Genomic DNA, 19,435 nt, shown 5'->3' on the forward strand with positions numbered 1-19,435 from the left:
ATGACCAACATAACGAAGAGTAATGTTTTAGTTGATACTGATAATCGTTATCAACTAATTAGAAGTATACATGATGTCATTTCAAATTTCAATAGCATTTCTAATATTTATTTATGAATTTTATGATATGCAAATGTATACATTTTAAGAACTTTTTCTAATACCAATCTGACTCCTTCCATTATCTGCTATAATTTTTATTGAACAGATTAATAACTTCATAATAATGTTTTTATTAATTTCGTTTTAAATATCCATAAATCATAATAAACAGTTTAAATGAGGGTAGGGGTAACGATGAAATATGTTAGTATTCGAAAAAAACTACTGTTCACACTCTTAAGCATTTCTTCTTTATTTAGCATTGCTCTTATAGTTATTCTTTCATTCGCCATGAATCAAGCAAGTGAAATCGAAACGTTAAAAAATGATGTATCAAAAAGAGCGACGATTTTAAAAGAACGTGGCGATTGGTTCCAAGCACAAGTTGCTGGTTTACAAGAATATTTACTATCACATGATCAAAAAGGATTAGATAAGTTCAACCGAGAAGGGAAAAAATTAGCTGATACTAGAGAGAAAGTAACAAGTGACAAGAAGCTCCCAGAAGGAATGAAAGAAGCTATTTTAATGGGGGGAAAATGGCGTAGCGTCATAGATAATGAGGTACTACCTCTTGCTCGTGAAGGAAAATGGGACGAAGCATCCAAAATTGCTTTAGCACAAACAGATTATGTAAATGATCTTTTAGATCGTTTTAATAAATATACAAATGAAGAGAATGAGAAACGTGACGCATTAATTGCTGACGTCGAGTCTTCTTCATCACTTATTCAATATATTATTTTCTTCTCACTCATTACATGTACATTAACGTCTATTTTATTAGCATGGTGGTTCTCTGGTAAACTCGTTAAACCAATTCGACAAATTGATGAGAAGTTAAAAGAATTAGCTTCTCAAGATGGAGATTTAACGGCTAGATTACACGTAACAAGTAAAGATGAAATAGGTGACATTGCAAATTCCTTTAATCAAATGCTCACTAACTTACAGCATATAATAAAACAAGTTCAACAAACATCAACAAGTGTAAAAGAAGCTTCCGAAAATGTATTTATCGAAACGACTGCTTCTATGGAAAATACCGCAAGGACCCAAGAAACTATGAATGCTCTTGAACACAATATTCGTTCACAAGTTTCTAGCATTGAAGAAAGTTCAACTGCAATGGATGACATGGCAACAAGTGTTCAGCGTATCGCTGAGTCCGCCTCTTCTGTTACTAGTTTAGCTGTCACAACTTCAGAAAAAGCAGATGATGGGAATAAAGTCATTGAGAAATCTATTACACAAATGCACACAATTAACGAAGCTGTTAACGCTACATCACAAGTAGTTGAGCGACTCATTACACATACAAATCATATCGATACTGCACTTCAATCTATTTCGAATATCGCCGAGCAAACAAATTTACTCGCTTTAAATGCTTCTATTGAAGCAGCTCGTGCTGGTGAACATGGAAAAGGATTCGCTGTTGTTGCTGATGAAGTTCGAAAACTTGCTGAACAATCTCAACTAGCCGCAACTGACATTAACCATTTACTGCATCAAATTCAAGCCGATACTAAAATAGCAAATGACATGATGACACAAGGTCAAGCAGAAGCTTCTGAAGGAATTACTGTTATTCGTACTGCCGGATCTTCATTCTCAGAAATTGTTAACCACATTAACAAAGTCTCTACGCAAATGCAAGAAATGTCTGCAACTGCTGAAGAGATGGCTGCAAGCTCTGAAGAAATGAACGCAGCTTTAAATAATATCGCCTCTATTTCAAATGAAGTTGCTGCAGAAACATCACAAACAGCACATTCAGCTGGTGATCAAGTAAACAAAATGAGTATCGTGGCTAACAAATCATCTGAAATGAAAACAATCGTACAAGAACTTGAAGTTCTCGTCTCTCATTTCAAAACAAACGCTTAAAGTGAAAATGACACGAGCTCAAAGGTATAGGAAAGAAAGTTTTACAGGTTCTCCTTTTTCACTTTAAAATATCTCTTTCTATCTCTCATTCCGTCTGCTATAATTCCTAAAGGAAATAAGAAAGCTTTATTCCAACTGGAGTAAAGCTTTCTTTCAATTTTTTACATTTATTAATTCTAATACTAAGATTTCACAAAGGAGGCTTTTAATTATATGAATTTTGTAAGTATCAGAAAAAAACTTATATTCATGATGGGAACGATTTGCGCTTTATTTGGCATCGCCTTAGCTTTTATTTTATTTTTTGCTATTGACCAATCTCGTAAAGCTGAAACATTACAAAAAGAAATTTCTCCACTGGCAACAGAATTGAAAGAACGTGGAGACGCTTATCAAGTACAGCTATCTGCTTTAAGAGGTTATTTACTACAACATGATCAAGTCGAATTAGACAAGTTTAATGAGATGAGTAAACGTCTTGAGGATTCAAAAGATAAACTTCTTTCTAATCCAAATCTTTCTTCATCCGTAAAAAGTACAATGGAATTAGGGTCTACTTGGAGAAAGTTCGTTGAAGAAAAAGTATTCACTCTTGCAAAAGAACAAAAATGGGAAGAAGCTTTACAAGTAGCTTCTTCAGAAAACGGAACGGTCTATAAAGTAATTGGTGACTTCACAAATTACAGTAATGAACAAGCTAAATTACGTGAACAATCTATTGAACAAATTGATCAATCTTCACTAGGAATTGAATATGCAGTCTTTCTATCACTTGTTATTTGTATTGTCGTTGCAATTATTCTTGCATGGTGGTTCTCTGGTAAACTTGTGAAACCAATTCAACAAATTGATACAAAACTAAAAGAATTAGCCTCTGAAGAAGGTGACTTAACGGCACGTCTACAAGTAAATAGCAACGATGAAATAGGTGCTATCGCAACATCATTTAATAAAATGTTAGAAAACCTACAACATATCATTAATCGTGTTCAAAAAACATCAGTGGAAGTACAAACCGCTTCTGAAAATATGCTGGAAAAAACGAATACATCACGTGAGGCGACATTAAGAGTCCAAAGCTCGATGTCCAACTTAAATGCAAGTATTCAATCACAAACTTCTAGTATGGAAGAAAGTTCAACTGCAATGGACGATATGGCAGTAAGTGTTCAGCGTATCGCTGAATCTGCTTCATCTGTAGCGGAACTTGCTGTTGCCACATCTGAACATGCTAGCGATGGAAGTACCGTTATCCAAAAATCTGTTTCACAAATGACAACAATACACGAAGCTGTAAATGCTACGTCAGAAGTGGTTGAACGTCTAATCACTCATACGAAATATATTGATACTGCTGTACAATCTATTTCTAATATTGCTGAGCAAACAAACTTACTTGCTTTAAATGCTTCTATTGAGGCAGCTCGTGCTGGCGAGCACGGAAAAGGATTTGCTGTCGTAGCTGACGAAGTTCGAAAACTTGCTGAACAATCTAAAACAGCTGCAACAGACATTAATCAATTACTACATCAAATTCAAAATGATACAGAAACTGCTAGCTCTATGATGTCTCAAGGCCGTTCTGAAGCATTTGAAGGTATCAATGTTATTCGTGAAGCTGGTACTTCTTTCACAACAATTGTGGAACAAGTAAATAAAGTATCTACTCAAATGCAAGATATATCAGCAACTGCTGAAGAAATGGCTGCAAGTGCTGAAGAAATGAATGCTTCACTTAATAACATCGCTTCTATCTCTACTGAAGTATCCAGCGAAACTGCCGCAACGGCGCAATCTGCTGAACAGAAAGTTATTGTTATGAATGAAATGACAGTAACTGCTAGAAAAATGAAACAAACAGTTGAAGAGTTAGATCAACTCGTATCTCATTTTAAAACAGAATAGATGTTCAAAAATATCCCTTCTTTGAAAGAGGGATATTTTTTTGAGCTCATTTCCTGCACATTATGCTCATTTCCGTTATAATGAGAATCGATATCATTAAAGTGTAGGAGGGGCTGCTTATGTCACAAGAAGCATTTGAAAATAAATTACTTGCCAATTTAGAAGCTGTTATTGACCCTGAACTAGGTGTTGATATCGTTAATCTTGGATTAGTGTATGACGTTACAGCAGATGAAAATAATAATGCTGTCATTACGATGACTATGACTTCTATCGGTTGTCCAATGGCTGGGCAAATCGTATCAGACGTTAAAAAAGTATTATCAACAAACGTACCTGAAGTTAATGAAATAGAAGTAAATGTCGTTTGGAATCCGCCCTGGTCGAAAGAACGTATGTCACGTATGGCGAAAATCGCATTAAGTATTCGCGACTAAATAAAGTGGAAATTTCATCATTTAGGGATAGCGGGATAAAGAAAAGACCTGACTAGGATGTCAGGTCTTTTCTCTTATTATTTTACACCTACTGCATCATAAGCTTTCGTTACAGCTTGTACAGCTTTAGAGTTTTTACCGTATAAATCTTCAGCTGACTGAAGTGCAGCTTGACGCATCATTTTGAAGTCAGAGTTTGCAGTTAAATATTTCGTAAGCGCACGGTAGTAAATTTTTTCTGTCGCTTCACGGCCCACTCCAGTTACTTTCACGCCGTAATGATCTCCGCCTTCAGATACTAAATAAGCAGCTTTATTATTAATACTACTGTTAATATGAACGCCGCCATTATCAGCTGTTCCAGTATAACGTTTACTATAGTGATCTGGGTAACCTTCACTTGGTTTTAATGGGTTTGGAATAGACGCTGGATCTTTTAATGAACGAAGTGCATCGCCTGGTTTATCAGGTGTATAAATGTCAGCACCTAAATCCCAGCTCTTCTTCTCAACCATAACGCCCATAATGTCAGATAACGATTCATTTAACGCCCCTGACTCATTTTTGTAAACAAGGTTTGCTGTATGTTCAGTTACAGCATGCGTTAATTCGTGACCGATAACATCAAGTCCAGCAGATAATGGAATGAAAGTTTTTCCATCTCCATCACCATACATCATTTGCACACCATTCCAAGCTGCGTTATTCCAAGCTGTACCTACGTGAACAGTTGAAATAAGCTTCGCACCTTTATCATCGAAAGAGTTACGATTAAATGTCTTTTTGTAGTAATCATATACTTTCCCTGCATTTACATGCGCATCAACTGCAGCTTTATCTTCGAAGAACTTAGATTTACTTTCAACTTCTTCTCCTGTATATCCAAGCCATTGTGAGAATAAATTAAACCAGTTCTCGTCCATATTTTCTGCATCAAATGTATGAACACCTTGTCCTCGTTTACCATCAAACAAGTTGAATTGTCCTGTTTTCGTATCTTGAGCAATTTCAAATGATTGTCTAGCACCTAATACTCCGTAACCAAATCCAGTAATGTTATCTACAGCGTTATATTTCTCAATAACATTTCCATTCGTTGCATCAACAAAATAATGCCAATATCCTGGAGCTGGTTTTGAAATCGATGCCTTAACTAAGTATGCAAGGTAGTAATTACCGTCCTTTTCATATACAAATAAATCTTTTTTCACACCGTCATAACTCTTTACTTTACCAATTTCTTTCTCAATATCTGCCTTTGCAATCGTTTCTGCTTGTTCCGCAGTAATGCTTGCAGCTGCAGGAATATTTTTATCATCTAAATTCGGAATAACTTGTCCGAAGAATGCTTTTACATTATTCTCTTTATCAAGTGTAACAGTTTGATCAGAACCGTACACAGGAATGTTATTATGTTTTTCAACTAGCTTCACATGTGTCGTATCAGATTCAGCGTCTTTTTCTTCCCCAACGATATTAAAATGCTTTTCAATATTTCCTGCTAATTTAAACATATCTTTCTTACTCTCTAAGTATTGAAAGACTGTCTCTTTTTTATCTAGTCCTTCCGGTGCTTTCCATTCTTCACCTATGTATGCAGGTGTTTTAAATTCTTGATGATATTGAATTTTTTGTTCTTCCGCTTTCGTTGTCGTTGCCCCAAACGCTCCAAATCCCCCTGCGATAACAGTTAACGCTAATGCTGATGAAATGACTTGCTTTTTCACTATAACATTCCCCATTCCCATAAAGATTTTTGACACTTTTATACAATTCTTATTTTCCCAGCCGATACCTCTACCAAAATTTTGAGAAACATTTTTCAGACAATTCCAATCAAAAAAAGAGAACATCTATCGGATGTCCTCTTTTCTATAAACCTTTTATTGTTTTTTCAATTCAATTGCTAAATAATGAGATTGCTCTTTTGCTTCAATATGAATATCTTCTTCTACCGCTTCTGCTGCATCACGCATAACAAGATTTTCACCATTGATTACACTGCTTCCTTCAATTTGTACAAGGTACAATTGACGGCCTTCTTTCACTGGAAAATGAATTTCTTTTCCAGCCTCTAATGATAAGGAATATAAATTCGCATCTTGGTGAATTTGAATTGGTGCATTTCCTTCTACTGAAGATACCATATGGAACCATTCATTTTCACGCTTGCTCCAATCAAATTTAAACTCACCATAGTTTGGTTTATGATCTGCACGGTCTGGTAAAATCCAAATTTGTAATAAACGCAGCGTTTTATCGCCTAAATTATGCTCGCTATGAAATACACCCGTGCCAGCACTCATATATTGAACATGTCCACGCTCAATCGTTCCACGATTTCCCATGCTGTCTTCATGTGTTAAAGCACCATCTACAACGTAAGAAATAATCTCCATATCACGATGTGGATGCATATCAAAACCAGTTTGCGCCGCTACTAGATCATCATTAATAACACGTAACGCTCCGAAGTTCATGTTATTTGGATTATAGTAATTGGCAAAAGAAAAATGAAAATGTGTATTTAACCAACCATGATTTGCTCTGCCCATATTTTTATGATCAACTTTTCTAAACATATCCTTCACCTCATACTATCTCGAATTCGAGATTTATTTCAAAATTTTTTCTTACTGTAACTTTTTTAGTAGTGTTAATAATTGCTTTTGTTCCTCTATATTTAAATTATGAAACTTCTCTGCTTGGAACGTTTCTTGAGGTGGGACGATTTCCTCATATAAAGCTCTTCCCTTTTCTGTTAAAGAAATATATTTCGTAGTACCCTCTTGTTCACGCAAAATCCACTCAAGCTGCTCCATTTTATTTAAAAGCTGCGTTACATTTCCTTTCGTAACAAATAGCTTATTTCCAAGTTCTTGCTGCGTTAAACGATTATGTCCTCCCACTTGAGCTAACACATCAAACTGGGCGGCAGATACATTCCATCTTTTCAAATGCTGGTTCGTCTCACGAATACTCTTATTATAAAAGCGTGACAAACGAAACCATAATAGTAGCCCTAGTCTATCTTCTGTTTTCATTTCATCACCTCGCTCGTTTCATATCATTAGTTTAGAACTAAACTTAATAAAAGTCAAATACTTATTTTTAATAAGTAAAAAGGAAGCACAGCGCTATTTCTCCACTATGCTTTACATTAACTTTCTACTCTTATATTCATCCAATTTCCTCTCCGCGAACTTCCTCGCATCTTTTTCAATCCATCGCTCTTCGTACCGTTCACTTTCCACATACAATATATCTCTCTTATGCTGCATCGCATGGCGAAATTCATGCAGTAGCGTTTTGAGAACTTGCTCATACTCTTCCCACATACAAACGAAAATTAATTGCTTTTCTTTATGATAAAAACCACCTACTGGGAATAGGAACTCTTCTTCCTCTTCCCCTAATGATAGAAGTACATCATTTGCATCACACGTATCACAAAAAATAACGGGTGTTTTACATACTTCAATAAGAGAACACAAATCCTCTCTCAGCTTTTTGACATCCCAAGGAAGCTCCGAATCCAACACATACCAATTCTCTACCTGTTGATATACATTTTGAAACTGGAGTTCCATTTCTCTTTATTCCCCTTTCCAAGCACCCTTTTTCTATATGTATGCCACAATATAGTAAATATTAAACGTATTCTTTCATCCTTGAAAAAATGCCAATAAAGAAGGGATCTATGTCGACATAAATCCCTTTTTTCATAAATATCTTGTACTTTGATTTAAAAAAATTCAGCTCTTCTTCATATCCCACTTAAAGATTTTATTTAAGAATTTATATACATTCTTCGACTCCTTTGTCAGAAGTGGGCCTAAAATGGATAGTATAAGCACGTATAGTGCTGAGAATGGTTTCAGTACTGACATTAAACCACCAGCGATACCGATATTAGCCATAATGATGGAGAACTCTCCTCTTGAAACGATTGTTAATCCGATATTTGTTGATGCTTTATGAGATAATCCAGCTTGTCTTCCTGCAATCATTCCTGCTACAAAGTTACCGATTATCGTAAGAAGGACAGCACCTAACGTTAACCATATCGCTCCGCCTAATGAGAACGGATCAATACTTAACCCGAAGCTGAAGAAGAAAATAGCTCCGAAAAAGTCTCTAAATGGAACAACAAGATGTTCAATTCGGTCACTATGCTCTGTCTCAGAGAAAACTAATCCTAGAAGAAGTGCTCCAATTGCTTCTGCAACGTGAATTGTTTCTGAAAAACCAGCAATGAAGAATAACGAAGCAAATACTACAATAATAAAGATTTCATCTGAGCTAATATTGAGCAATTTATTTAATAACGGCGTAGCCTTTCTAGCTACTATAAAGAATAGAAGCATATATCCTAAAGCAATTCCAATTGAAGTAAGGGCACCTAAGAAGGAAGCGTGATCCCCTAGTACTAAACCAGAAACAACTGATAAATATACAGCAAGGAATATATCTTCAAACATAATAATTCCTAAAATTAATTCGGTTTCATTATTACCAGTTCTTCTTAAGTCCACTAACACTTTAGCAACGATAGCGCTAGAAGAAATCGTAATAATACCCGCAATAATTAAGATTTCTAGTAATGGGAATCCCATTATAAATCCGTATAACAAACCAAGTGAAAAGTTAATTAAAATATAAATCGTTCCACCAATCGCAATAGAGCGTCCAGATTTAATTAGTTTTTTCATTGAAAATTCTAATCCTAGATAGAATAGAAGGAATAGAACCCCAATCCGTCCAAGGAAGGAAATTACACTTGCACTTTCAATAAATTTGAGATCGATAACACCTATTGTCGGTGCATGCGGTCCTACTAACATTCCAAGAACGATTAGAAAAGGAATTACTGAGAATTTAAATTTTCCAGCAATTACTGCTGCAATTGCCACTAAAACTAAAGCTGTACCAACTTCAAAAATTAACGTATCCATCTAATCAGTCCCCCCTATTTGAAAGTAATTCATTAATGATTTTTTTAATTTCTTCTCTCTCACCTGAAACTACAAGCATATCTCCTTCTTCAATTACTGTTTCTGGTCCTGGATTAAATAGCTTCTTCATGTTCTTCTTCATAACCGCGATTATTGTTACGCTATATGTTTTTCTTATTTCAAGATCGCCAATTGTTTTTCCGATTGCTGGAGCTGTATTCTCCACCTTGAACCACTCAATCGCTAAACCTTCAAAAACCATCTCAACATTTTCTAACGCCCTAGGCTTATATACCATTCCACCTAATATTGCAGCGATTTGTCTTGCCTCTGAGTCACGTAGTGAAATACTTGAGATGCTTTCTTCATGGTCTGAATCAAAATGATACATTTCTCTACGACCATCATCATGAATGACAATTACCATCTTTTCATTACCTTTCGTAACGATTTGAAACTTATAACCAATACCCGGAAGTTCACTTTCTCTAATATTCATTTTTAGCTCCTCCATAACTTGTTTATTTTAATTTTCTGTTTTTCTGTCTTTTATTCATCCAATCAACTTTAGAAATTCTAACCACTCAGGATATTTGTGATTTGGAAATCTTTTATTGTAATAATAAGTGGACCCTAAAAAGATACTTAAAGATGTAATGATAAAAAATATATTACTTCTCATTTTCAAACTCTGAAGGCTTACTTTCCATAAAGAATCTTCTTTCAAATTATCCCCACCTTCTCGCTTTAAATTTAGTTTTTTAAAATGTAAATAATTCTAAAAATATTACGATGTAACATAATCATAACATAAAAAAGTTTTAAGTAACATAATTTTTTAGAAAAATTGATTCTCGTATATTTTTTGCATATAATTTTCTTATTACGAAAAAAAGGAAGTGTATTATATGGTTGATATCTTTAGCAGATTCCTTGAGGTAACGAATAATATTTTATGGTCATATATTCTTATTGCAATGCTAATCGGCTTCGGTCTTTACTTCTCTTTTAAATTAAAATTTGTCCAAATTACTCATTTCAGTGAGATGGTCAGCTTAATTAGTAAAGGGTTTAATCGAAAAGAAAAAAAGAAAGATAGCATCTCACCATTCCAAGCATTTTGCTTAAGTGCAGCAGCACGTATCGGTATCGGAAACTTAGCTGGTGTAGCATTAGCAATTTCAATGGGTGGACCTGGCGCAATATTTTGGATGTGGTTTATCGCAATTATCGGAGCAGCTACTAGTTTTGTAGAATGTACACTTGCGCAAATTTATAAAGTAAAAGATGGCAGTAGGTTCCGTGGTGGACCAGCATATTACATGGAAAAAGGGTTAAACAAACGCTGGATGGGCGTCTGGTTTTCACTTCTTATTACAGTTGCGTATGGATTAATTTTCAATTCAGTGCAAGCAAATACAGTAACAATAGCGTTTGAAAATGCTTTTGGACTAGAGCGAACAATCGTAGGAGCTCTATTAGCCTTATTAGTTGCAGTTATTATTTTTGGTGGCATTAAGAGCATTTCACGTATTACAGAAATGATTGTTCCGCCAATGGCAATCGTTTATATCGGCGTGGCTATTTTTGTCGTTATTAACAACTTCAGTATGTTACCAAGCATTTTCATGGAAATCTTTAACGGTGCATTCGGTTTAGACCAAGCCATCGCTGGTGGTATTGGAGCAGCAATCAAGTTCGGAATTCAGCGCGGTTTATTCGCTACAGAAGCGGGAATGGGTAGTTCTCCTAATGCAGCCGCAACATCTGATGTATCTCACCCTGTAAAACAAGGGCTTGTTCAAGCGTTAGGCGTTTTCGTAGATACATTCTTAGTATGTACATCAACAGCATTTATCGTATTATGTTCTGGACTTTACAAAGGATCAAATTTAGAAGGTATCGAATTAACACAAAACGCATTAAGTTCACAAATTGGACCGTGGGCAAGCACTTTCTTAGCGATTATTATTTTCCTATTCGCTTTCAGTTCACTTCTAGGAAACTACTATTATGGTGAAACAAATATCGCATTCATTAAAGAAAGTAAAACATGGTTAATGATTTATCGTGTTGCAGTTGTCGGAATGGTATTCTTCGGATCAATCGCTGCTCTTAAAACAGTTTGGAGTTTAGCTGATTTATTCATGGGACTAATGGTATTCACAAACTTAATTGCCATCTCATTCCTTAGCAAATTTGCTTACGCTGCATTAGTAGACTATTTGAAGCAAAAGAAACAAGGAAAAGATCCTGTCTTCGTTGCAAACTCTATCCCTGGCTTAAAGAATACAGAGTGTTGGGATGGGCAAGATGTAGAAGAAAAACAAAAGGCTGTTTAACAAACAAAGGCCCTATTACTTCACCGTAATAGGGCCTTTTATTTACAACAGTTCATAATTTGTTCAAATTAATTCCAGCAAAAGGGTTGATTTATACAGATTACTAGATTATAATAATTATAAATTAGTAATTGATATCACATAACAACTCAAAAGGAGATTGATCATAATGAACAAACAAGTAATCGAAGTATTAAACAAACAAGTAGCAGACTGGAGCGTTTTATTCACAAAACTTCACAACTTCCATTGGTACGTAAAAGGACCTCAATTCTTCACATTACACGAGAAATTCGAAGAACTTTACACAGAATCAGCTACTCACATCGATGAAATTGCAGAACGTATTTTAGCAATTGGCGGCAAACCAGTAGCAACAATGAAAGAATACTTAGAACTATCTTCTATTCAAGAAGCAGCATACGGAGAAACTGCAGAAGGGATGGTCGAAGCAATCATGAAAGACTACGAAATGATGCTAGTCGAACTGAAAAAAGGCATGGAAATCGCTCAAGACTCTGACGATGAAATGACATCTGACCTACTACTAGGCATCTACACAGAACTAGAAAAACACGCTTGGATGCTACGTGCGTTCTTGAATCAATAATAATTAAAAGCGGAAGCGGCTCGTTCAGAACAGGAGGGTGTTGGAACTCCTGATTACGAGGCGCTTTTTGCCTCGAATGAAGGAGTGAAACAACCGACTGTTCTAGCCGCTGGAGCTGGATATCACTTAAAAGCGGAAGCGGCTCGTTCAGAACAAGAGGGTGTTGGAACTCCTGATTACGAGGCGCTTTTTGCCTCGAATGAAGGAGTGAAACAACCGACTGTTCTAGCCGCTGGAGCTGGATATCACTTAAAAGCGGAAGCGGCTCGTTCAGAACAAGAGGGTGTTGGAACTCCTGATTACGAGGCGCTTTTTGCCTCGAATGAAGGAGTGAAACAACCGACTGTTCTAGCCGCTGGAGCTGGATATTACTTAAAAGCGGAGGTAGCTCGTTCAGAATGTGAGGGGGATGGAGCTTTTGACGTAGAGGCGCTCTGTGCCTCGCAGGAAAAAGCGAAGCCACCGAACATTCTAGCTACCGGAGCTGGATATCATTTAAAGCGGAGGCGGCTCGTTCAGAGTCGCTTTTTTCTATAGATTGATCGCGCATGCTGGTACATGAAATTTATATCAGCGATTTTTCCAATATATCGGCGATTCCCCCCAACATATCAGCGATTTTTCAATTATATCGACTTATCGACAAATCACGACAATATTAACACGCCCCTCTCCCCTACTTTTATCAATATATTACAATCTCATCTATGTTAAAATATAGGCAACACCCTTTAGCTTTTCCAAATTCATCATTTACTACTTAAATGACGGGAGTGGTTCAGTTGAAAGGCTACTTAATTAGAGCATTTTTTGCGTTAATAACAGTTGGGATTCTCTTACTTATAGCTAATATTTTCAATATACGTGTCGAGGTTAAGGACTATGCTTTCCTCGTTGTCGTAGCAATTGGTGGCGGCTGGGGTGGCTGGTACCTGTATAAAAAACAAAGCAATCAAAATGATAAAGGCATTCCAAAGTAATATGGAATGCCTCTTTTTATTGCCTTCTGTAATAAATAATGAAATTCAGACCACTAATACAACCAATCGCAATAAACATGTTAAAACTCTGCACATCTCCGGCTAGATTATACTCATCAACGATGAATCCAGACATAAACAACGTTATCGCGGAAACACCGATACACAATACCGAGATAACTCAAAGTGAAAATTCATTAATCAACTCTTTCTTCTGTCTCAAAACAATTAGCATAACAAGAATAGATGCTGCTAAAATACTTTTAAAAACCGGTCTTAAATACACAAACTCCTCCATCTCTTTCTCCTTTTCCAAAAACATTACATCTAAAAATTAACATATTTAACCAAATTAAAAACACATGCCATCTTAAATTAAAACGACATGTGTTTCCGTATTTGCTATGATAGTTGCTTCCACTTCGTTCCCAAAACAGGACGCTCATAATTTTGGATTGCATGAATTAGTTTATCTGCTGTCTCTGCTGAAACGATCAATTCTTTATTTGATGGATTCATAAATCCTTCTTCTGCTGCACGTTCAACCATTTGCAAAATTGGTCCATAAAAACCTTTTATGTTTAATAAACCAACCGGCTTATTATGTATACCAATTTGTGACCAACATACAACTTCAAATAGTTCTTCAAACGTTCCGTATCCGCCTGGAAGCGCAATAAAAGCATCTGCAAGCTCTGCCATTTTAGCTTTACGTTCGTGCATCGTCTCTACTTCAATTAATTCTGTTAATCCTGTATGCACAATTTCTCCTCGGAATAGACCGCGCGGCATAACACCTGTTACACGTCCACCTAAACGAAGAACTTCGTTTGCTACTTCTCCCATTAATCCGACACATGAACCACCGTATACGAGCTCATAGTCGTTCTCAACAAACATTTTACCTAACTGAATTGCCTGCTCTTTAAATTCTGGTCTCTCCCCTAAATTAGAACCTGCAAACACACAAATCTTTCTCATCCCTACACCCCGAAACTATATATTGTTATGATACAATGAACATTGTACAACATATTGAGGAGATGAGGAAGAAATGGATATCGTTGCATTTCAAAGATGGGTTGAGGAATTTTACGAAAAACGAAGCTGGTCACAGTATAATGCCTTTATTCGCTTAAATTTCTTAACCGAGGAAGTTGGGGAAGTTTCACGAGTCGTTCGTGCTATTGAAATTGGCCGCGATCGCCCTGATGAAGATGCGAAAACAGAAGAAGAGCTAAAACAAGAACTAAAAGAAGAACTTGGCGATGTACTATCTAACCTTATTATTCTTTCGCAAAAATATGATTTAGACTTACAAGACATTATGGATGCACACGTCACAAAGCTTTCGAAAAGGTTCGAAGTATCTAAATGAGAATATTATCAATTATGGTATAATATTCTTGTCACAATACTAAGGGGGATTTTATGTTATCAAAAAAATTGCACGACGCATTAAATGAACAAATGAACTTTGAATTTTACTCTGCCCATGCTTATATGGCAATGGCTGCTTACTGTACAGCTGAGAGCTATGATGGATTCGCTAACTTTTTCCTTGTACAAGCTGAAGAAGAACGTTTCCACGCAATGAAGCTTTACAACTATATTAATGACCGCGGAGAACGCGCTATTATTACTGGATTTGATAATCCAAATAACGAATACGAATCTGTATTAAACGCTTTTGAAGTCGCACTTGAGCACGAGCGTGAAGTAACGAAACGTATTTATAACTTATCTGATATCGCTTGGGACGAGCGTGAACATGCAACAATTACATTCTTAAAATGGTTCGTTGACGAACAAGTTGAAGAAGAAGCTTCATTCGATAGCATCATTCAAAAATTAAAACGTATTACAAGCGATTCAAACGCACTGTTTATGCTAGATGCTGAATTAGAGAAACGTACATTTACGCCTCCAGCTGAATAATATTTCAATCACCTTAATACATGTATTGAGGTGATTTTTTTGTTTGCTCTCTATCTTAAAATCACCTTAAATTTCCTCATATTTGACATAGTGCCAGCTATAAAATGGTATTATTTTCAATATAAAAACGAATATACGAGGAGAGGAAAAATGAATCAACGTGTAGAAGCTGTTGATGCAATTCGTGGTTTCGCTTTGTTTGGCATTTTACTAGTCAATATGACATTAATTCAATTCGGGTTCTTCACCAGTGAAAAACCAACTTATCTATTCGGCGATCTTGATAAAGGCGCTAATTGGTTTATTCAATTCTTCGGCACACATAACTTTATATCCCTATTTTCTTTTCTATTTGGGCTTAGCATTATTTTGTTACAAAAAAGTATTATCGCAAAAGGAAAAAAATTCTTCCCCACATACATAAGACGTATTATCATTCTTTTACTACTCGGCTACATTCACGGCACTTTTGTTTGGGAGGGAGATATTTTATTTGCATACGGAATAATTGGGATTTTCTTAATGATGTTCATCAATCGAAAACCGAAAACTTTGCTCATTTGGGCGATTATTCTACTCGCACTTATTACACTTATGTCTTATCAAACTGATCCATCTACAAATATAAATGATTTTGCACCTTATACTGAAAAAGAACATAAAGTCCATCAAACTGGAAGCTATATGGATCACGTCAACTTTAGATTGACTGAAAATCCTTTTGATTACATGGGAATTGACGGTGCATTCGGATTATTTTTCATATCAGTTTTCGCAATAATTTTTATGTCTCCACTGTTTCTACTCGGAATGTATGTAGGGAAAAAAGGCTGGCTATTTGAGGTCAATAAACATATACCTGCTGTCAAAAAAATATGGTTTGCCACCGGTCTCTTTTCTTTTACAATTAAAATCTTAGCTATGTTCGTAAAGCACCCGCTTTTAATTATGTTACAAGATGGCCTTACACCAGTAACTATGACCTTCTTTTACGGAAGCACAATCATTTTATTATTCCATTACAAAAAAGCAACCCGTCTACTAACATACATGGCGAACATGGGGAAAATGTCCGTTAGTAATTACTTAGCGCAATCTATTATCGCAACAACCATTTTTTACGCATATGGATTTGGCTTATACGAGAAAATTGGCTATTTCTTTGGTATTCTTTTAACCATCGGAATTTATACGATTCAATTATTCGTTAGCACCTATTGGCTCCAAAAATACCGAATGGGGCCAGTGGAATATGCGTGGAGACTGGGAACTTATTTAGAGAAACCACGTTTTAAAAGAGACTTGGATAAAGCAAGTTAAACAAAAAAGCAATGAGCCTACGCTCATTGCTTTTCTTAATTTATTAAAGCATAACCCCAACGATAATCGCTGATAATATACTTACTAACGTTGCACCGTATACAAGTTTTAAACCGAATGATGATACAACGTTTGCTTGTTTGCCATCGATACTCTTCGTTGCACCTGCGATAATTCCGATAGATGAGAAGTTCGCAAATGATACAAGGAAGATAGATAAAATACCTACTGTACGAGCTGATAAATCACCAGCTACTTTACCAAGGTCAAGCATTGCAACGAATTCGTTCGTTACTAATTTTGTTGCCATAATTTGTCCTGCTTGTAGCATCTCTGATGTTGGAATACCCATTACGAATGCTAATGGTGAGAAGATATATCCTAAAATGCTTTGGAACGTGATTCCGAAAATTGAATCGAATACACCGTTAATTGCTGTAATTAATGCTACGAAACCGATTAACATCGCCGCTACTGTTACAGCGATTGAGAAACCAAGCATAATATATTCGCCTAACATTTCAAAGAATGTTTGTTTCTTGTCTTCTTGTAATTCTAAAATATCGTCTTCTTCTTTTACTTCATATGGATTAATGATATGAACGATAATGAATCCACTGAATAAGTTTAATACTAGTGCTGTTACTACATATTTTGGATCAATCATTTTCATATAAGAACCGACGATTGACATCGATACTGTAGACATTGAAGATGCACAAAGTGTGTATAAACGATTTTTCGGTAATTTGCTTAGTTGATCTTTTACTGTAATGAATACTTCCCCTTGACCAACGATTGCAGCTGCTACCGCATTATATGATTCTAGTTTTCCTAAACCGTTAACTTTACTTAATAGGAAACCGACTGCACGAATGATAATCGGTAAAACTTTAATATGTTGCAGAATCCCGATTAATACTGCTAAGAAAATAATCGGTAATAATACTGTTAAGAAGAATGGTGCTTGTCCATCGTTTGCTAGACCACCAAATACGAAATTAACCCCAGCTTCCGCAAATTTTAAAATAGCGCCAAATCCATCTGCGATTCCTTTTACTAATACGAATCCGACCTTTGTATTTAGTAAGAAATACGCAAGTACCAATTGAATGACAAGCATAAGTGCAATTGGTTTATATTTAATTTTCTTACGATCTGAACTGATAAGGAAACCTAGTACAAACACTACAAGTAAACCGACTAGAAACATTACGAACTTCATATGTGAATCCTCCACTTCTCCCACGAGTTATTGGTCGTATAACGTATAACGAATGACGTCTGACCATTGTTGTTAAAAAAATTTAAAACCCCTAAAACTATTCAACTGTCATCTAAAATCAGTAAGCGTTTACATAAATTGCAATTTATAAAAGGTAGCTTCTTCTCTCCTACCATAATTGAAAGTCTGAAATTGATACCACCTACAAATCAAATTGTAAGCGTTATCTAGACGAAATGCAATATAAATTTTAAAAGATTTTTATATGTTAATATATTCCTAATTAATTGGTTTTTTCATGCAAATTTACCATAAAAATAGCCCTAGCTATGAGCTAGGACCATCTTTTTTTATAACATAACACCAACGATAATCGCTGATAGAATACTTACTAATGTCGCACCGTACACAAGGCGTAGACCAAATGATGATACAACATTTGATTGATTTTCATCGATACCTTTCGTTGCACCTGCGATAATTCCGATAGATGAGAAGTTCGCAAATGATACAAGGAATACAGAAAGGATACCAACTGTACGAGCCGATAAATCACCAGCTACTTTTCCAAGATCAAGCATCGCAACAAACTCGTTTGATACTAATTTTGTTGCCATAATTTGTCCCGCTGTTACCATCTCAGCTTGCGGGATACCCATTACGAATGCTAATGGTGAGAAAATATATCCTAAAATAGCTTGGAATGTAATACCGAACATTGAATCAAACAAGCTATTAATTGCTGTAATTAATGCTACGAAACCAAGTAACATAGCTGCTACTGTAATCGCAATCGTGAAACCAAGCATAATGTACTCGCTTAGCATTTCAAAGAATGATTGTTTTTTCTTATTTTCTAATTTCAGTGTATCTTCTTCTTCTGTAATATCGTACGGGTTAATAATATGAATGATAATGAAACCACTAAATAAATTTAATACAAGTGCTGTTACTACATATTTCGGTTCGATCATTTTCATATAAGAACCAACGATTGACATCGACACTGTCGACATAGAAGATGCACATAATGTATATAAACGATGTTTTGGGATTTTACTTAATTGATCTTTTACTGTAATAAATACTTCTGCTTGTCCAACAATGGCAGCTGCTACTGCATTATATGATTCTAGTTTTCCTAGACCATTTACTTTACTTAACAACGTACCAATAGCACGAATAAATATCGGTAAAATTTTAAAGTGTTGCAGAATTCCGATTAAAACCGCAAAGAATACGATTGGTAATAGCGCTGTTAAGAAGAATGAAACCTCTCCTTTATTAACAAGACCACCAAATACGAAAACGATTCCAGCTTCCGCATATCCAAGAAGTGCGCCAAATCCATCTGAAATTCCTTTTACTAAAATATAACCAACTTGCGTATTTAATAAGAAATAAGATAATGCTAGCTGAATAATAAGCATAATTGCGATTGGTTTATACTTAATCTTCTTTCGATCGGCACTTATAAGAAAACCGAGTACAAATACAACGAGTAATCCTACAAGAAACATAACAAACTTCATTAATAAAATCCTCCATTTAACTCTTCATTAACGTTGAACGTCTGACCATTCAAAACAAGAAATAATCCGAACTTTCCATTTCTCCTCCGTAACCTTCGATTGGATAGGAAATGTCATGAAAACTCTTGTTTCAAAGGCATTTTCCATTCTAACATAAATCACAACTCATATCCGCACTTTTCTTTAAAAAATTACATTT

Annotated in this window: 19 protein-coding genes and 1 pseudogene; 10 read left to right on the top strand and 10 right to left on the bottom strand. The window is 35.6% G+C overall.

Features of this window, described 5'->3' with window-relative positions; genetic code table 11:
- Nucleotides 1–297 precede the first annotated feature (297 nt).
- The 3 genes from NST27_RS24725 to NST27_RS24735 all read left to right on the top strand — a co-directional run bounded on the left by NST27_RS24725 (nt 298) and on the right by NST27_RS24735 (nt 4,334).
- Entirely contained in the window at nt 298–1,992 is a 1,695-nt protein-coding gene (locus tag NST27_RS24725) for a methyl-accepting chemotaxis protein (protein WP_000878438.1), read from the top strand.
- 213 nt (nt 1,993–2,205) lie between these two features.
- Nucleotides 2,206–3,897, top strand: a complete 1,692-nt coding sequence (locus NST27_RS24730; RefSeq protein ID WP_001012188.1) for a methyl-accepting chemotaxis protein — start codon at nt 2,206–2,208, stop codon at nt 3,895–3,897.
- A gap of 119 nt (nt 3,898–4,016) precedes the next feature.
- Nucleotides 4,017–4,334, top strand: coding sequence for a metal-sulfur cluster assembly factor (locus tag NST27_RS24735; RefSeq protein ID WP_000076423.1), 318 nt, complete (start codon nt 4,017–4,019; stop codon nt 4,332–4,334).
- Nucleotides 4,335–4,411: 77 nt separating this feature from the next.
- On the opposite strand, the gene NST27_RS24740 is transcribed toward NST27_RS24735, so the two are convergent.
- The 6 genes from NST27_RS24740 to NST27_RS24765 form a co-directional block, all read right to left on the bottom strand.
- On the bottom strand, nt 4,412–6,061 hold the full coding sequence (locus NST27_RS24740) for a M4 family metallopeptidase (protein ID WP_033685825.1): 1,650 nt from the start codon (nt 6,059–6,061) through the stop codon (nt 4,412–4,414).
- Between the two features lie 156 nt (nt 6,062–6,217).
- Nucleotides 6,218–6,916: a pirin family protein gene (locus NST27_RS24745; protein WP_000488931.1), complete on the bottom strand. Its 699-nt coding sequence runs from the start codon at nt 6,914–6,916 to the stop codon at nt 6,218–6,220.
- A 51-nt stretch (nt 6,917–6,967) separates the two neighbouring features.
- Entirely contained in the window at nt 6,968–7,378 is a 411-nt protein-coding gene (locus tag NST27_RS24750; RefSeq protein WP_000845487.1) for a MarR family winged helix-turn-helix transcriptional regulator, read from the bottom strand.
- Between the two features lie 111 nt (nt 7,379–7,489).
- Nucleotides 7,490–7,924: a DUF3920 family protein gene (locus NST27_RS24755; RefSeq protein WP_000422796.1), complete on the bottom strand. Its 435-nt coding sequence runs from the start codon at nt 7,922–7,924 to the stop codon at nt 7,490–7,492.
- A gap of 165 nt (nt 7,925–8,089) precedes the next feature.
- Nucleotides 8,090–9,289, bottom strand: coding sequence for a cation:proton antiporter (locus tag NST27_RS24760; protein WP_000380222.1), 1,200 nt, complete (start codon nt 9,287–9,289; stop codon nt 8,090–8,092).
- A gap of 4 nt (nt 9,290–9,293) precedes the next feature.
- Nucleotides 9,294–9,788 (bottom strand): cation:proton antiporter regulatory subunit, encoded by a 495-nt coding sequence (locus NST27_RS24765; protein ID WP_001026075.1) that lies wholly within the window; start codon nt 9,786–9,788, stop codon nt 9,294–9,296.
- A gap of 409 nt (nt 9,789–10,197) precedes the next feature.
- On the opposite strand from NST27_RS24765, the gene NST27_RS24770 reads away from it, so the two are divergent.
- The 4 genes from NST27_RS24770 (at nt 10,198) to NST27_RS24785 (ending at nt 13,221) form a co-directional block, all read left to right on the top strand.
- Nucleotides 10,198–11,631 (top strand): alanine/glycine:cation symporter family protein, encoded by a 1,434-nt coding sequence (locus tag NST27_RS24770; RefSeq protein ID WP_000227591.1) that lies wholly within the window; start codon nt 10,198–10,200, stop codon nt 11,629–11,631.
- 169 nt (nt 11,632–11,800) lie between these two features.
- Complete coding sequence (locus NST27_RS24775) at nt 11,801–12,241, top strand: Dps family protein (RefSeq protein ID WP_001041895.1); 441 nt, start codon at nt 11,801–11,803, stop codon at nt 12,239–12,241.
- Nucleotides 12,242–12,325: 84 nt separating this feature from the next.
- Nucleotides 12,326–12,778 carry a hypothetical protein gene (locus NST27_RS24780; protein WP_341035222.1) on the top strand — a complete coding sequence of 151 codons (453 nt, stop codon included), beginning with the start codon at nt 12,326–12,328 and terminating at the stop codon, nt 12,776–12,778.
- Between the two features lie 245 nt (nt 12,779–13,023).
- The gene (locus NST27_RS24785; RefSeq protein ID WP_047387135.1) at nt 13,024–13,221 is read left to right on the top strand and encodes a hypothetical protein; all 198 of its coding nucleotides are present in this window, start codon (nt 13,024–13,026) and stop codon (nt 13,219–13,221) included.
- 16 nt (nt 13,222–13,237) lie between these two features.
- Here the strand turns inward: NST27_RS24785 and NST27_RS24790 are convergent.
- Together NST27_RS24790 and NST27_RS24795 are read right to left on the bottom strand one after the other, a co-directional pair.
- A pseudogene (locus NST27_RS24790) lies at nt 13,238–13,519 on the bottom strand (hypothetical protein).
- 104 nt (nt 13,520–13,623) lie between these two features.
- On the bottom strand, nt 13,624–14,202 hold the full coding sequence (locus NST27_RS24795; protein ID WP_001225751.1) for an LOG family protein: 579 nt from the start codon (nt 14,200–14,202) through the stop codon (nt 13,624–13,626).
- Nucleotides 14,203–14,275: 73 nt separating this feature from the next.
- On the opposite strand from NST27_RS24795, the gene NST27_RS24800 reads away from it, so the two are divergent.
- The 3 genes from NST27_RS24800 to NST27_RS24810 all read left to right on the top strand — a co-directional run bounded on the left by NST27_RS24800 (nt 14,276) and on the right by NST27_RS24810 (nt 16,479).
- A complete protein-coding gene (locus NST27_RS24800) occupies nt 14,276–14,599 on the top strand; it encodes a MazG nucleotide pyrophosphohydrolase domain-containing protein (protein ID WP_000355749.1) in 324 nt (107 codons plus the stop codon).
- 53 nt (nt 14,600–14,652) lie between these two features.
- A complete protein-coding gene (locus tag NST27_RS24805; RefSeq protein WP_000949403.1) occupies nt 14,653–15,159 on the top strand; it encodes a ferritin in 507 nt (168 codons plus the stop codon).
- 150 nt (nt 15,160–15,309) lie between these two features.
- Nucleotides 15,310–16,479: a DUF418 domain-containing protein gene (locus NST27_RS24810; protein ID WP_001076354.1), complete on the top strand. Its 1,170-nt coding sequence runs from the start codon at nt 15,310–15,312 to the stop codon at nt 16,477–16,479.
- A gap of 43 nt (nt 16,480–16,522) precedes the next feature.
- Here NST27_RS24810 and NST27_RS24815 read toward each other — a convergent pair whose 3' ends face one another.
- Both NST27_RS24815 and NST27_RS24820 read right to left on the bottom strand, forming a co-directional pair.
- On the bottom strand, nt 16,523–17,704 hold the full coding sequence (locus tag NST27_RS24815) for a NupC/NupG family nucleoside CNT transporter (protein ID WP_000673874.1): 1,182 nt from the start codon (nt 17,702–17,704) through the stop codon (nt 16,523–16,525).
- 350 nt (nt 17,705–18,054) lie between these two features.
- Nucleotides 18,055–19,236 (bottom strand): NupC/NupG family nucleoside CNT transporter, encoded by a 1,182-nt coding sequence (locus NST27_RS24820; protein WP_000673839.1) that lies wholly within the window; start codon nt 19,234–19,236, stop codon nt 18,055–18,057.
- Between the last annotated feature and the right edge of the window lie 199 nt (nt 19,237–19,435).

This window comes from Bacillus sp. FSL W8-0770, from assembly GCF_038008705.1.
Lineage (GTDB): Bacteria > Bacillota > Bacilli > Bacillales > Bacillaceae_G > Bacillus_A > Bacillus_A cereus.